Consider the following 13,323-nt stretch of genomic DNA (forward strand, 5'->3'; position numbering starts at 1 on the left):
GCGTGCTTGTGCGGTGAGGTCGACCGTATACAGCGCGAGCGCGGCAGTCCCACCAGCGGCGGCTGGTCCGGCGGGAGCGCTGGCCGCCGCAATATCGGTGGCATCGTCCTCCGGCGAGCCGGCGACGATGGCGTCCAGTTCGTCGGCCAGCGCCTCGGCCCGCAGCTTGCCGAACTCGCTGGACATGGCCAGCAAGCCGTGACGCAGGCTGCGCGTGTGCAGAATCGCCACCAGCAGGTCGCCGCCACGGATGCGCTGCCGGCCGTAGCGCAACGTGCAGTGCACCCAGGCGCGTTCCACTGCCTCCTCCACGCTGGCCGATAGATCGAAGTGCCCGCCACCGCCGCGCGGCAACCGGTCCAGTGCCGCGGTCAGGTCCTGCGCAAGGCGCGCCGCGTCGAGCGAAAAATGGCGCACGATGCGGTGCAGGTCGCCGTCTTGGGCCTGCAGCAACTGATGCAGCCAATGCAGCAGATCTACCTCGCGGTCGCCACGCAGCCTGCAGAAGGCGGTGGCCGATTCGATGCCGCGATACGTGGTCTTGTTGAGCTTGCCGAACAAGGCGGCGCGACTGATGTCTGCCATGGAAACTCCAGAAAAATGGATACAGAGGTCGATCAGGACGGTGTGAGCACCAGCTGGTCGGCATCGCGCGGGCGACGATAGTGACCAAGCCAGAGCGACAGGCCGATGCGCTGGCCCTGCCCCATCAGCGGCAGCGGGACGTCTTCGCGCGCCAGCACCAATTGCAGGTCCCAGGCCTGCTCGTCGCCGACGTAGCCGCGTACTGCGGCGGTCAGTACTTCCAGGGCCTGGCCGCCCGGCAGGAACTCGCGGTAACGGGCGATCTCCAAGGGACCGATCCGCAGGCGAAAGCGGTGTTGGGCGTTGCGCGCCGATGCGCCGAGCGTGGCGTCACGCCCCATGCGCGCAGCAGCACGTCCCATCCGCAGCCGTCCTTCTTCGGGTAACGGCAACCAGTTGGCAACGAATTCCTGCACCTGCACGGCGACATCGAACAGGCCGATCAGCACCGCACGCAGGCCTTCGGCATTGCGTGCCTGGGCGACGAAGCGGCCAGCGAAGTGCCGGCGTGCGGCCAACGGCATCGCATCGCGGCCGCGCAGCGCGGGTTGGTCCACGCCGGTCAGCGCATCCAGCCGCGCGCCAAAGCGGTCCTCGCCCGGACGATCCATCTGCACGGTCGGGCGCGCATCGGCCCAGGCGCGGTACCACAGCGCGATCATGCGGTGGTGGAAGATGTCGGCGAAGGCGGCGAAGGTCGGGTCACCAGCCCCTTCGCGTTCGATCGCGTGTTCGGTCAGATGCAGCGGCAGCGCGCCATGCGGGCCGAACAAACCCAAGGCCAGCGTCCGCAGCGTCGGCGGAAGACCGTCCGGGCCCGGTTGCAGGCTGTCGATATCGCGCGGCGGGAACTCCAGCGAGGCGCGCTGCCCCAAGCGCACCGGCTCCTCCAACGGCCGTGCTGCCTGGCCCAGACGCGGTTGCGCCGGATGCTCGCACTCCAGCCGCCGCAACGCTTCGAACAACTCGAAGTCCTGCGGCTGCGCCTCCAGGTGCGCCAGCAACGCTAGAGGATCGGCCGATTGCCGAGATGGGCTGGCCATCGGACGACCTCGTTACGTTCGAGCGTGCACAGCACGGTTTCGGTAAAGGAATTCAGCGATGCCTGGCGGGCGAAGACATGCCGCAGCACCGAGGCGAGCAGGTAGACGCCCTGCCCTTCGAACGCGGCGTCGTCGCAGGTCAAGGTGATCTCCAGCCCGCGGCCATAGGTGGCCGGGCCCGGCACCGGAATGCGGCGCACGATCGGGCGTGAGGCAATGCGGCGCACGCCCTCGACCTGGCGCCGCGCCGCGGCATCGTGCGGGTCGTGGTAGAGCGTGAGCATCTCGCGCACTGCGGTGGCGCCGTCGTCGCCGGCCTCCAGCAGCGAGAGATAGTTCAACTGAAGATGGCTGATCAGGCGCCAGCGGGTATCGCCGGCGGTCACGCCCGAGCGCGGTCGCGTTGGACCGGCCACGCAGCGGATCGCCGCCACCGGGCCGCCATCGTCCAGCACGAAGTCGGTGCTGGATTTGCCCACCGGCATATGCAGCGGCAGATCGCGGTTGCTGCACCACAGCTGCATGCCCAATTGCCGCAGCTGATGCGGATACGGCGCCTGATCGCCATCGACCAGCGACAGGAACACTTCGCTGCCGACGTAGCTCGAGCGCGGCCCGGTGCGGCGTTGCCCGGTCGACAGCCGCCGCGGCTGACGCCGCAGCGCATAAAACGCCGAGCGCCGCTCATGCCAGCTACGCGGCTGCGCGCCATAGAACGGCTCGAAACGCTGCATCGGCGTATTGCCATCGCCGAAGCCCTCGACCTGCTCCACGCCATGGATCTCGAAGTCCATCGGCCGCGTGCGGTCGGCCAGCACATGATGCTCGCAGATGCCGGGCTGCAGATGGATGCGATCGCCGCGCCTGGGGAACAGGTTGATGGCCGGGGTGCAATGCAGGCGGAAATTGCTCGCATCCACGGCATTGTCGAGCCGTTCGACGGCACGATCGAACCACACCACAATCTCGAACTCGGTGCAGGCCGCGCGCGGCAGCACCTGTGCCAGGCCATCGAAGGCGGCGAACAGGAAGCGCTCTGGGCAAGCGAAGTATTCCTGCAACAGACGATAGCCGCTGAAGGAGCGCTCACTGCGCGGCAGCAATGCCTGCTCATCGTCGAAGCCCTGTGGCTGCAGATGCTCGGGGCCGAAGTTGCGACTGAGCACCTGCCCATCCGCGGCGCGGGCACGCACCACGAATCCCAACGCATTGGCATGCAGTTGCTCATAGAGGCTGCCGGCCAGTCCGTCGGCGCCGGTGATGAAGATCGGCAGTGTGTCCAGCGCCAGCATGTCCAGACGCAGCCCGGCATTCACAGTGAAAACCAACCGCAGGCCGGCGCGCGCGCGCGACTCGACCGGCACGCCAAGCGTGGCCAGCGCCGCCGGCGAGGCCAGGTAGCTGGCGGCGGTCAGACGCAGCGGCCACAGCGTCACCGCATGCGCCGTACGATACTCGCAGGCCGTGCGGTCGCCGTGCCCAATCAACGAGCGCAGCGCGCTGCCACGCGGCACAAGATGCCCCGCCGGACCGATGCCCTCGCCCTGCTCCGGTTGCAGCTCCACCACGGCCATCGACGGCACCGGCGACAGGAAGTGCGGATACAGCATGTCCATCAGGTGCTGGGCGAATACCGGTTGCTGTGCCTCCAATTCGAGTTGCACGCGCGCGGACAGAAACGCGAACCCTTCCAGCAGGCGTTCGACATACGGGTCGGCGCACTCGATACCGCTCATGCCGAGCCGGCCGGCCACCTTCGGATACGCCTGCGCGAACTCCGCGCCCATCCCGCGCACATGCTGCAACTCGCGGTTGTAGTGGTGGAGCAGACGCGGATCCATGCTCAGTGCGCTCCGGACGACAGACTGAAGCGACCGGTTTCCAGGTCGAGATCGGTGCGCAGATACAGCGCCAATGGCAATGGCTGCGCCCAGAGTTCGGAGTCGATGACGAAGGACAGCGACATGCGGTCCATGCGCCCGGTATCGACCTTGGCGGTGACCTGCAGGCTGGCCGCAGCGAGCCGCGGCTCGAACGCCACGATGGCGGCGTGGATGCGGTTCTGCAGCTCGACCACGTCCAGTCCGGCCAGGCGCGCGCCGGCCAGATCGGGAATGCCGTAATTGAGCACCGAGGTGGCGACATGCGGATACGCTTGCAGCGCGTCCTCATGCCAATGGCGGGTGCAGTTGAGCAACCAGGTCAGGTCGCGCATGACGCAGTCGCGCAGCTTGGCCGGACCGATCGCGCGCGCGTCGCGGCTCTCGGCCAGCTCATGCCGACGGTCGTCGATCAAACGGTCCAGCAGCGAGGGCTGCAGCCGCTCTTGTTGGGTCAGTTCGGCCATGGCGCTGCCACCGCGGCGGTGTCGAATGCAATATGGCGAATATCGAGCAAGGGGTAGTCGTCTTCGCTGCCGGCCAGCAGGCGTTGCCCCAGACCGCAGGCAGACAGGTCTTCGCCCTGCCAGGTGGTGCGCTTGCCGAGACGGATCGCGCCGTCGTCGCTGTGGTGGCTGCCGGGGTAACGACAAGGCACCACGCCACGGCTGTGCGTGCCGTCGCGCCATTGAATTTCCACCGATTGCCACAGCATGTCGCGCAGACTGCCAGGCACCTCGAAACGCAGGCTGCGCAGTTGGGCGAACGGCAGCCAGGCGTAGCCCGCTTCGAGGATGACCTCCAGGCAAGGCCCAAACCGTGGATCGGCGTCCGCCAACCAGTCGAAACGTTCGCCATCGACGTGCCCCGCGATGGCATCGGCTTGAGTCAGCGCCAGCGCACGCCGTCGTGCGGCCTGCGCTGGCTCGCCGTCGCGATCGTGTTGCAATGCCTGCAGCAGATCGTGTTGCCACTGCGGTACCTGACCAGGCATCAGTGGCATCATCCGACCGGCCAGCACCTGCTCGCGCTCAAGTTCGGCGTCGAGAATGCACGCATACGCGCCAGCCACGCCGATCCAGGCCTGATCCAGGTCTGCCGCCAGCAGCAACTGCTGCCGCGCCCGCTCCCAGTCGCCCACCACGGCCAGCAGCTGGAACAAGCCGATGCGCGCTTGGGCATCGGCCGGGCATTGCCGCACCCACTCCTTGGCGGTCGCCAACGAGGCCTCGGGATTGTCTGCCTTGATCAGGCGAGCGCAGGCATGTTCGGGATGGACGGTGGACATCGACATTGGCGCTCCGGTCGGACTGCGTTGGCTCAGGACTTCTTCACTTCCTGCATGTTGAAGGTGAAGTCCTTGGTGCCGCCCTGCTTCTTGCCCTTGTCGTCCTGCGGCTGGAACGAGTACTTGAACTTGCCGAAATGCAGCGTCACGTTTTCGGTCAGACGATCTTCGCCACCGCTGCCGCCGGTGGACACCGAGGTGATCATCACGCCCTCGCTCAGCTCGATGGTGACGTAGTCGGTCTGCTCGCCGGTGGCGTTGGTCACGTACAGCGTGGCCGAATCCACACGCGCACCCGTGCAGCAGGCATTGAGCAAGGCGTTGGAGCAGCTGTCGACGTACTTGGTGACGGAAATATCCTGCACGTTGGCCTTGCCGCCGGCCGCATAGCCAGCGCCGGTGTGCAGGTTGCCGGTGTTGCTGGTACCCCACGACCAGGCAATGATCGGCACTTCGTCCTTGTGCTTGGAATGGTTGGACGCGCCCTTGATCTCGACGTCGCCCGAGCCGAATTTGAGATGCATATCGAAAGCCATGGAACTTCTCCAGTGGTGGGTGGTGCAGGAAAGGCAGAGCCGATCCGGCGGCTATGCCAGCCGCAGGTCGTTAGTGTTGAAAGCCAAGCCTGAAAGCGGTCAGGCGGCTTGCGCCGATGGCAAGCGCGAGACCAGGCGTAGCGATACCGTCAGGCCTTCGAGCTGGTAATGCGGGCGCAGGTAGAATTTGGAGGTGTAGTAACCGGGGTTACCCTCGACCTCTTCGACCACCACTTCGGCGGCGGCCAAGGGCTTGCGTGCCTTGGTTTCTTCGCTGGAATTGGCCGGGTCGCCGTCGACGTAGTTCATCACCCAATCGGTCAACCAGCTCTGCATTTGCTGGCGCGTGCTGAACGAGCCGATCTTGTCGCGCACGATGCACTTGAGGTAGTGGGCGAAACGGCAGCAGGCGAACATATACGGCAGCCGTGCGCTCAGCGCTGCGTTGGCGGTGGCATCCGGGTCGTCGTACTCCTCGGGCTTGCCCAGCGACTGTGCACCGATGAAGGCGGCCATGTCGGTGTTCTTGCGATGCACCAGCGGCATCAGGCCCATCTTGTCCAGTTCCGCCGAACGGCGGTCGGTGATGGCGACCTCGGTCGGGCACTTCATGTCCACACCGCCGTCGTCGGCCGGGAAGGTGTGCGTCGGCAGGCCTTCCACCGCCCCACCCGACTCCACGCCGCGAATGCGCGTGCACCAACCGTACTGCTTGAACGAGCGGTTGATGTTGACCGCCATCGCATAGGCCGCGTTCTGCCAGGTGTAGCGCGACGAATCGGCGCCCTGGGTGTCTTCTTCGAAGTCGAACGCTTCCACCGGATCGGTCTTGGCGCCGTACGGCAGCCGTGCCAGCGTGCGTGGCATGGCCAGCGCCAAGTATTTGGCATCCTCGCTCTGGCGCAACGACCGCCATGCCGCGTAATCGGGGGTGGAAAAAATCTTGGCCAGATCGCGCGGGTTGGAGAGCTCGCTCCAGCTTTCCATCCCCATCAGTCCGGGACCCGCAGCGGCGATGAAGGGCGCATGCGAGGCGGCCGCAATCTGGCTGATGCCGCGTAACGTGTCGACATCCTGCGGGCTGTGGTCGAAGTGGTAATCGCCGATCAGGCAGCCATACGGTTCGCCACCCAGCTGACCATACTCGGCTTCGTAGATCTTCTTGAACACCGGGCTTTGGTCCCAGGCGGTGCCCTTGAAGCGCTTGAGGTTCTTGGCGAGCTCCTTCTTGGACACGTTGAGCACGCGGATCTTCAACTGCGTGTCCGATTCGGTATTGCTCACCAGATAATGCAGGCCGCGCCATGCACCCTCCAGCGCCTGGAACTGCGGTGCGTGCAGGATGAGGTTGAGTTGCTCGGTGATCTTGCGGTCGATCTCGGCAACATACGCATTGATGGTCTGCGCGAGATCGTCGCTGATGATGTCGCTGCGTTCCAGCACCTGTTCGGCCAGGGTGCGCACAGCCAACCGCACTTCTTCGCCGGCGCGTTCGCTGCGTGGACGGAATTCGCGAGTCAGCAGCGCCGCAAAGTCGTCGGATTGACTGGTTAGCGGCTGGGCATCGGCAAGGTCTTGGGTAGCGGAAGAATTCTGGGTCGCCATGGGGTTACTCATCCGTCGACTTGGGGGCCGCGACCAGCGAGCGCAGCAAGGTGGGATCCTTGATCGCATCGGCGATCAAGCGCTCGGCGCCGGCCTTTCCGTCGAGATACGTGCCCAGATTGGCCAGTTGGGTACGCGCTTCCAGCAGCTCGGCCAGCGGTGCCACCTTTTTCACCACGGCGGTGGGCGAAAAATCGTCCAGGCTGTCGAAGGTGATATCGACAGGTAATTCGCCGCTGCCGGTGAGGGTGTTGGAAACGCTCATTGCCACCCGCGGTTGCATGGCACGCAGCCGGCTGTCGAAATTGTCGATATCGATTTCCACTGCATCGCGTGCTTCCAGCGCCGGCAGGTTTTCTGTATTGGCGCCGGACAGGTCCGACAACACACCCATGACGAACGGAACCTGCACCTTCTTCTGCGAGCCGTAGATCTCGACGTCGTATTCGATCTGCACGCGAGGCGCGCGATTCCTGGCAATGAACTTCTGACTGCTGCTGCGAACGGACATGCGGCCTCCGATGATCTGCGTGGTTGCTGGACGCTGCGGTTGCAGCGGCCGTGTGGCAAAGGCGTATCCCTTGCACCGGATGTGCATCGTGTGCGTTGCCGTCGGCGGAATGAAATCGAACGCCGGGATGGCAGGTATGGGTGTGCGTGATGGGCTTTCCCGCAGGATCCAATGACAACCACAGCGCACGCCGGCGGAGCACTCGAATGCGCTGGCTTCTTCCGTGCGGCATCCAATCGCTGGCTAGCCGCTGCCCATTGCGTCAAGCGGCGAGGCAATCCCCACGGCCACGCATTCGTTCAGGTAATCGCAGTCCGCGCAGCCTTCGATGGGAGTCGGATCTTGCGCACAGCGAATCGCTGGCATATTTCCGAGATGGACACGCGTGGCACGCGCCGTGGTTAGACCGTGCGAGCAGGCGGCACGATGCGAGCATGCGTCATGGCATGGCGGCGAAGACGCTGATCACGCTGCGCAATGTCCGCTTGCCTGCATGCAGGCACGCGGACATGGAACTGGGCATCAAGATGATCAGTGCACTATTGCGGGGCAGATAGCTTCAATCGGATGCGTGCATAGGTGCCATACGACCTCACCTCGTGCCGCCTAGGCTACGATCCACGGGCACTACATCACTTGTCCGCTACATACGGATGCAACACCGTCTCTGTCGGGTGCCTCTCATGTCTGATTTGCCGAACTACACGTCTGGCCCATTGGCAGGTTGCCTGTTGGCGTCTTTATTGATGTGTGCGAATGTCGGTTGGGCTGGCGCACCCGCGCCGGTCTCGGGTACGCCACCGAAGGCGGACGTCGATCTGTCCAGCACGTCCTTGCGCGCGCGGGTCCAGCCTGCACACGAAGACAGCCTGAACGCCTTCTCTGGTATCGATCAGCGCGCACGGGTGCATCAGCTAAGCGACCGCGAGTGGGCCTTGGTCGAACGCGCGATTGACGCATTGCCTGCGTTGCACCGTCAGATCCTGCAACAGCGTCTGGCGCGACTGAGCTTCGTTGATGCGCCCTGGAGTCCGGGTACGGCATTGACACGCGAGTACGACGGCGCCGATGGCAAACCGCTCTTCGAGATTACCGTGCGTGGAGATGTCCTCGACACCTCGCTCAGCGCCTTTCTCACCGGCAAGGATGCCCGCCTGTTCACTACAGACGCGTCGGGATATCGCATTCAACTGGATGCAGGGGCGGTTCCTGCTCTGGAGTATCTGCTGCTGCACGAAGCAACTCACGTCGTCGACAGCACCTTGAAGATCACCGCCGACGGCGGCCCTTTCCGCGAGATATGGACCGACTACCGCAGCTTGGCCGCTCCACTCGATCGCGGCCCGCTTGCGTCCTCCGTCTACCGGCGCAAACTAGCTCAGCCCCTGTCACAGGCACCGATGCTTTATCGGGCTCTGGCCGAATCTCCATTTGTGTCGTTGTACTCCACCGCTTCGGCAGGCGAAGACTTTGCGGAGCTTATCGCCTGGCGCGAGCTATCGCAGAGTTTCGGTGTCGGATTAACGATCTGGATACGCGACAGCTCCGGCAATGTCGTTGCGCGGTTCGACCCACTTGCCTCGACATCGGTCCAAGCGCGCATGGCCGAGGCAAATGCGCTCCTCATGAAGTTAGAGCGGCCGTGAGGCTTTGACCCATCTCACTTGGGAGATGGCAAATGGACGCTGCTGCTGAGCTGGATGCCGGTCATCGGCGACCCGTTCACGCTCGCCGCTGGGGTCATGCGCGAGTCGCTGCGTGCGGTGGTGCCTCTGCTGGTCGTTGCCAAGACCGCACGCTATGCCGTGGTTGCATGGGCGACGCTTGCGGTTGCACGATGACTGCCTGCCGTTGCTGATGCTGCTGACCCGAAAGCGCCAGATTCCAGTGCCCACGAGCGCTTAACGCGAACCGCCTATGCTGTCGGCGCTGCAGGGTAGCTGCAGCGCATGAGCGACACGACAAAGGAGATTGTATGAAGCAGCTACAGACGATGATCCTGGCTGGTTGCCTGATGGGGCTAAGCTCGATGGCCTACGCCGAAGTTGCCAACCTGACCAACAGCGCCGAAGGCGCCAATCGCGATGCAGGCATCGCGGCGGTGAAGAAGAAATTGCAGGAAGCCTGCACATCGCGCAACGGCACGCCGGATCTCGGCTCGTTTGAAGTGGTGTTCGAGAAGACGAGCAAGAATCCGGATGTTCCCAAGCCGTATTATGTCGACGGCAAACTCAAGTGCGATCTGCCGCAGTAAGTCTGGTTTCGATTGCTTGCACCGCAATATTGACTCACTGCAACGCGCAACTGGACTGGCGCCCCTGCTGTAGTGGGGGCGCCTTTTTCATGATCTTGAAATGCGTGACATGCGCCAGACGCTTTCTCGTCGGCACCAGGACAATCACAGGCCGTTCTACAATGTTCTTGGCTGAATGGCCAATGCTTGCGTGCAGGGAATGCGCGGCCATTGACCAGAGGTACGTGCTGCGATCCTCTGCCTGCAGTCCTCCAAGAGCAGATTCTTCCTGGATGGATGGCCGCCCTGCCCGCGCGTCGTCTCGGGTGGTTGCGGTCCTACACCATCCCTAGCTGCGAGCGCGCCACGTCCAAAGTCGTCATGATCTGAATGACCTCGTCGAGCGGATGCAGCGGCGATTCCATCAATCCCTGGCCGATGTAGCGAGCAGCTGCAGTGGCTTGCCAGGAGAGCGCGCGATAGCCGTCAACACCGGTGGGGTCGGTCCAGAGCAACGGTTCGATGGCGTCGCCGTTGCCGACCAGACGCAGCGTGGTCGGGTTATGGAAATCGCCTGCCAGATCGATACGGCCGGCGCTACCGGTGACATAGGCGGTGGAGCTGCTACGGGCCACGATGGAACTGACCAGGGTGGATTGCGCGTGCCCGCCATGCGACAGCACCACGGTCGAATAGGCATCGACGCCGGTCTGGGTGAGCGCGCCCACGGCCGTGATTGCGCTAGGTGCGCCCAACACCATCGAGGAGAACTGCACGGTATAGACGCCCAGGTCGAGCAACGCCCCGCCCCCGAGTGAAGCATTGCGTTGCCGATGCAGTGGATCGCGAGGCCCCGACTGACTCAGGTCTGCGAACACGTGGCGGACATCGCCCAACGCTCCATCGGCCAGTAGCTTGCGCACTACCGAGGTGTGTGGAAGATAACGGCTCCACATGGCCTCCATCAGGAACAGTCCGCGCCTACGCGCTTCCTGCACCAGGATGCGGGCATCCTGCGCGCAGGTGGTCATGGGCTTTTCGATCAGGACATGCTTGCCCGCACGAAGTGCGAGCAGGCCATGTTCCAGATGTTCGCTGTGCGGGGTCGCAATGTAGACGATGTCGACGTCCGGGTGATGGACGAGCGCCTCATAGCTGTCACAGGCGTGTTCCATCGCCCAGGTATCGGCGAACGTCTGGGCACGTTCGCGGCTGCGCGAGGCCACCGCGAATGGACATTGGCGCGTATTGCGACGCAAGGCATCGACGAATGCGGATGCGATCTTGCCGGGACCCAGCACGCCCCAGCGCAATGCCGGTTCGCCCTGGCCTGGCAAGAACAGGTCCGGCGTCGGGAATGTGGTCGGTAGCATGAGGATGTGCTCTGCATCGATGGTGTGGTGATGCTAGCAAAGCGCCGACGATGTCAACGACGATGCTCCCCAGGATGCGTCGCTTGCAGGGCATCGACACCTGAGTGAGCGCGAAGTCTTCATGGCATGACAGTGCACGCAATCGACATCGCGCCCCGTTGGAAGCAGCAATCAGCATCGCCGACTGCAGCGACGATACCGGAGCGTGCAACACCGGGATCGTCACTGCTCGGCTGGTCCTGCCTACCGGGGCGCAGCGGCCGCGGCGTCTGGTGTGACGCGCCAGACGATGTTGGCCAGATCGTCGGCAACGATCAATGCACCACGCGGGTCGACCGTGACACCCACCGGCCGGCCGCGGGTCTTGCCATCTTCGCCATGGAAGCCGGACACGAAGTCGATTGGGTCGCCTGCTGGTCGACCGTCGCGGAACGGCACGAACACGACCTTGTAGCCAACCGGCGGATTTCGGTTCCAGCTACCGTGCTCACCGACGAAGACGCCATCGGCGAACTTGGCGCCCATTGCGCTGGAAGAAAACGCAACGCCAAGTGCGGCGACATGCGAACCCAGGGCATAGTCCGGCACGATCGCCGATGCCACCTTCTGCGGATCTTGCGGCATGACGCGCGCGTCCACGTTCTTGCCCCAATAGCTGTAAGGCCAACCATAGAAACCGCCTTCGCGTATCGAGGTGAGGTAGTCCGGCACCAGGTTGGGGCCGATTTCATCGCGCTCGTTGACCACTGCCCACAACGCACCGCTACCCGGCTGGATGGCCAGCGCCGTGGGATTGCGGATACCGGTCGCGTACGGTTTGTGCGCGCCGGTTGCGGCATCCACCTGCCAGATCTGCGCGCGGTCGAGCTCGACGGCCATGCCACGTTCGGTGATGTTGCTGTTGGAGCCGATGGCCACATACAGATAGCGGCCATCCGCGCTGGCTGTGAGCGCCTTGGTCCAATGATGATTGATGGCCGACGGCAGGTCGGTCACCTTGGTGGGCGCCCCGCTCGCCTGGGTCTGGCCCTGCCGATACTCGAAGCGTACCAACGCATCCTGGTTCGCTACGTACAGCGCCTCGCCAATCAGCGCCAGCCCGTAGGGCGCGTTGAGTTTGTCGGCAAACACCGTTTTCAGTTCGTAGGTGCCATCGCCATCAGCATCGCGCAACAAGGTCAGGCGATTGCCGCTCTTGGCCTTGGAGGTGCCCTTGGCCTTGATCGCGCCGGCAATGACATCCTTTGGCTTGAGGTTTGGCGCGCCGCCACCACGGCCTTCTGCCACCAGGATGTCGCCATTGGGCAGCACCAGTGTCTGGCGCGGAATGCCAAGATCCTTGGCGATCGCGGTGATGCGATAGCCTGCCGGCACGGTGGGCTTGCGCTCGTTCCAGGCGGTTGGCTCGGCAATCTTCATGTCGGGCAGCAAGCCGCGGTCCGGCTCCGGCAGTTCCGGGGTTGCGCCGCGCTGACTGACCTCCGGTGCTTTGCCGCATGCGGCCAGCGCTGCAGCAAGAATGGAGACGGTGATGAGACTGGTGGTCTGACGCTTCATCGTGCACCTCCTACGCGCAGACCGGACAATCCTGCCCAGGTCGCAACCAATGCGAACAACGTCGCAATCGCGGACAGCGCCAGGGCTGCCGGCATGACGGCCCATGCGTCGCGGGCGTGATGCAAGGCATCGAAAAAGCCCACGATCCACGTAGCAATGAGCGCAATGATGTAGATCAGGTTACGGCTTCCGCGCACCAGCGCGACGATGGCGCACACCAACGCAATCGTGGTCAACACCATCGCGCCTACCAGCAGCCAGGATGCGAAGTTGCTCCACTGGATCTGGTAGCTGCTCCAGTAGGCGTAATCGCTGAGCAAGGCGCCGAGAAACAGCGGCCACACACCGCCGAGCACGGCTGCGTGGAACGGATGGACGGCCCATGGACGGGCCGGAACGGTCGTTGAATTCATAGCGGACTCATTGGGGCAATGGCGAAACGTGCCCCGATGCTGACAGCTTGCATGTGATGAGCAGCGTGATATTCGCGAAATTCGTGCCCGTGCAGATAACCGAAGCTGGCGCTGCCTGGTGCCTTTCGAACGCACGCAGGCTGCATCTATTGTCGCGTTCGATCCCTGGGCAGCCTGCTGCCGGGCTGCCTGGGAGGTGCCACCGCATCCATAGCGCCCACGCCCTGACCCCACGCGATGCCGGGCCATGTGCAGCGCAGACCGTCACTTACGGCTCCCGCTCATCCGCTCCGTCGACC

The 13,323-nt window shown here is 64.1% G+C and carries 12 protein-coding genes and 2 pseudogenes; 3 read left to right on the forward strand and 11 right to left on the reverse strand.

Features of this window, described 5'->3' with window-relative positions; all coding sequences use genetic code 11:
* The 8 genes and pseudogenes from J7396_RS19820 to tssB form a co-directional block, all read right to left on the reverse strand.
* Positions 1 to 585, reverse strand: a pseudogene (locus J7396_RS19820) (type VI secretion system ATPase TssH); the annotation flags it as partial.
* 32 nt (positions 586 to 617) lie between these two features.
* Positions 618 to 1,628: a type VI secretion system baseplate subunit TssG gene (gene tssG, locus J7396_RS19825; protein ID WP_209261981.1), complete on the reverse strand. Its 1,011-nt coding sequence runs from the start codon at positions 1,626 to 1,628 to the stop codon at positions 618 to 620.
* A complete protein-coding gene (tssF, locus tag J7396_RS19830; RefSeq protein ID WP_209261982.1) occupies positions 1,592 to 3,469 on the reverse strand; it encodes a type VI secretion system baseplate subunit TssF in 1,878 nt (625 codons plus the stop codon). The genes tssG and tssF overlap by 37 nt, the downstream gene beginning before the upstream one ends.
* Before the next feature lie 2 nt (positions 3,470 to 3,471).
* Positions 3,472 to 3,975: a type VI secretion system baseplate subunit TssE gene (tssE, locus tag J7396_RS19835; RefSeq protein WP_008571949.1), complete on the reverse strand. Its 504-nt coding sequence runs from the start codon at positions 3,973 to 3,975 to the stop codon at positions 3,472 to 3,474.
* On the reverse strand, positions 3,963 to 4,796 hold the full coding sequence (locus tag J7396_RS19840; protein ID WP_209262023.1) for a type VI secretion system accessory protein TagJ: 834 nt from the start codon (positions 4,794 to 4,796) through the stop codon (positions 3,963 to 3,965). Before J7396_RS19840 ends, tssE begins: the two co-directional genes overlap by 13 nt.
* A 32-nt stretch (positions 4,797 to 4,828) precedes the next feature.
* A complete protein-coding gene (locus J7396_RS19845; protein WP_008571946.1) occupies positions 4,829 to 5,332 on the reverse strand; it encodes a type VI secretion system tube protein Hcp in 504 nt (167 codons plus the stop codon).
* Between the two features lie 99 nt (positions 5,333 to 5,431).
* Entirely contained in the window at positions 5,432 to 6,949 is a 1,518-nt protein-coding gene (tssC, locus tag J7396_RS19850; protein ID WP_033478588.1) for a type VI secretion system contractile sheath large subunit, read from the reverse strand.
* The gene (gene tssB, locus J7396_RS19855) at positions 6,942 to 7,448 is read right to left on the reverse strand and encodes a type VI secretion system contractile sheath small subunit (RefSeq protein ID WP_033478592.1); all 507 of its coding nucleotides are present in this window, start codon (positions 7,446 to 7,448) and stop codon (positions 6,942 to 6,944) included. Before tssB ends, tssC begins: the two co-directional genes overlap by 8 nt.
* 683 nt (positions 7,449 to 8,131) lie before the next feature.
* On the opposite strand from tssB, the gene J7396_RS19860 reads away from it, so the two are divergent.
* The 3 genes and pseudogenes from J7396_RS19860 to J7396_RS19870 all read left to right on the forward strand — a co-directional run bounded on the left by J7396_RS19860 (position 8,132) and on the right by J7396_RS19870 (position 9,702).
* Positions 8,132 to 9,094 carry a hypothetical protein gene (locus J7396_RS19860; protein WP_209261983.1) on the forward strand — a complete coding sequence of 321 codons (963 nt, stop codon included), beginning with the start codon at positions 8,132 to 8,134 and terminating at the stop codon, positions 9,092 to 9,094.
* A gap of 27 nt (positions 9,095 to 9,121) precedes the next feature.
* Positions 9,122 to 9,289: pseudogene (locus tag J7396_RS19865) on the forward strand (DedA family protein); the annotation flags it as partial.
* Positions 9,290 to 9,423: 134 nt separating this feature from the next.
* Positions 9,424 to 9,702: a hypothetical protein gene (locus J7396_RS19870; RefSeq protein WP_029819423.1), complete on the forward strand. Its 279-nt coding sequence runs from the start codon at positions 9,424 to 9,426 to the stop codon at positions 9,700 to 9,702.
* A 317-nt stretch (positions 9,703 to 10,019) separates the two neighbouring features.
* Here the strand turns inward: J7396_RS19870 and J7396_RS19875 are convergent, their stop codons facing one another.
* From J7396_RS19875 to J7396_RS19885, 3 genes are all read right to left on the reverse strand, one after another.
* On the reverse strand, positions 10,020 to 11,054 hold the full coding sequence (locus J7396_RS19875; protein WP_039416772.1) for a Gfo/Idh/MocA family oxidoreductase: 1,035 nt from the start codon (positions 11,052 to 11,054) through the stop codon (positions 10,020 to 10,022).
* A gap of 243 nt (positions 11,055 to 11,297) precedes the next feature.
* Positions 11,298 to 12,611: a sorbosone dehydrogenase family protein gene (locus J7396_RS19880; protein ID WP_209261984.1), complete on the reverse strand. Its 1,314-nt coding sequence runs from the start codon at positions 12,609 to 12,611 to the stop codon at positions 11,298 to 11,300.
* Complete coding sequence (locus J7396_RS19885) at positions 12,608 to 13,024, reverse strand: hypothetical protein (protein ID WP_011347345.1); 417 nt, start codon at positions 13,022 to 13,024, stop codon at positions 12,608 to 12,610. Before J7396_RS19885 ends, J7396_RS19880 begins: the two co-directional genes overlap by 4 nt.
* Positions 13,025 to 13,323 lie beyond the last annotated feature (299 nt).

Origin of the sequence: Xanthomonas sp. A1809, from assembly GCF_017746015.1 — a bacterium.
GTDB lineage: Bacteria > Pseudomonadota > Gammaproteobacteria > Xanthomonadales > Xanthomonadaceae > Xanthomonas > Xanthomonas euvesicatoria.

What these genes read in the sequence shown, in the direction of transcription:
- tssG (WP_209261981.1), bottom strand. Translation starts at nt 1,628, where the DNA reads ATGGCCAGCCCATCTCGGCAATCGGCCGATCCTCTAGCGTTGCTGGCG.
- J7396_RS19880 (WP_209261984.1), bottom strand. Translation starts at nt 12,611, where the DNA reads ATGAAGCGTCAGACCACCAGTCTCATCACCGTCTCCATTCTTGCTGCA.
- tssE (WP_008571949.1), bottom strand. Translation starts at nt 3,975, where the DNA reads ATGGCCGAACTGACCCAACAAGAGCGGCTGCAGCCCTCGCTGCTGGAC.
- J7396_RS19885 (WP_011347345.1), bottom strand. Translation starts at nt 13,024, where the DNA reads ATGAATTCAACGACCGTTCCGGCCCGTCCATGGGCCGTCCATCCGTTC.
- J7396_RS19860 (WP_209261983.1), top strand. Translation starts at nt 8,132, where the DNA reads ATGTCTGATTTGCCGAACTACACGTCTGGCCCATTGGCAGGTTGCCTG.
- J7396_RS19845 (WP_008571946.1), bottom strand. Translation starts at nt 5,332, where the DNA reads ATGGCTTTCGATATGCATCTCAAATTCGGCTCGGGCGACGTCGAGATC.
- J7396_RS19875 (WP_039416772.1), bottom strand. Translation starts at nt 11,054, where the DNA reads ATGCTACCGACCACATTCCCGACGCCGGACCTGTTCTTGCCAGGCCAG.
- J7396_RS19840 (WP_209262023.1), bottom strand. Translation starts at nt 4,796, where the DNA reads ATGTCCACCGTCCATCCCGAACATGCCTGCGCTCGCCTGATCAAGGCA.
- tssC (WP_033478588.1), bottom strand. Translation starts at nt 6,949, where the DNA reads ATGAGTAACCCCATGGCGACCCAGAATTCTTCCGCTACCCAAGACCTT.
- tssB (WP_033478592.1), bottom strand. Translation starts at nt 7,448, where the DNA reads ATGTCCGTTCGCAGCAGCAGTCAGAAGTTCATTGCCAGGAATCGCGCG.
- tssF (WP_209261982.1), bottom strand. Translation starts at nt 3,469, where the DNA reads ATGGATCCGCGTCTGCTCCACCACTACAACCGCGAGTTGCAGCATGTG.
- J7396_RS19870 (WP_029819423.1), top strand. Translation starts at nt 9,424, where the DNA reads ATGAAGCAGCTACAGACGATGATCCTGGCTGGTTGCCTGATGGGGCTA.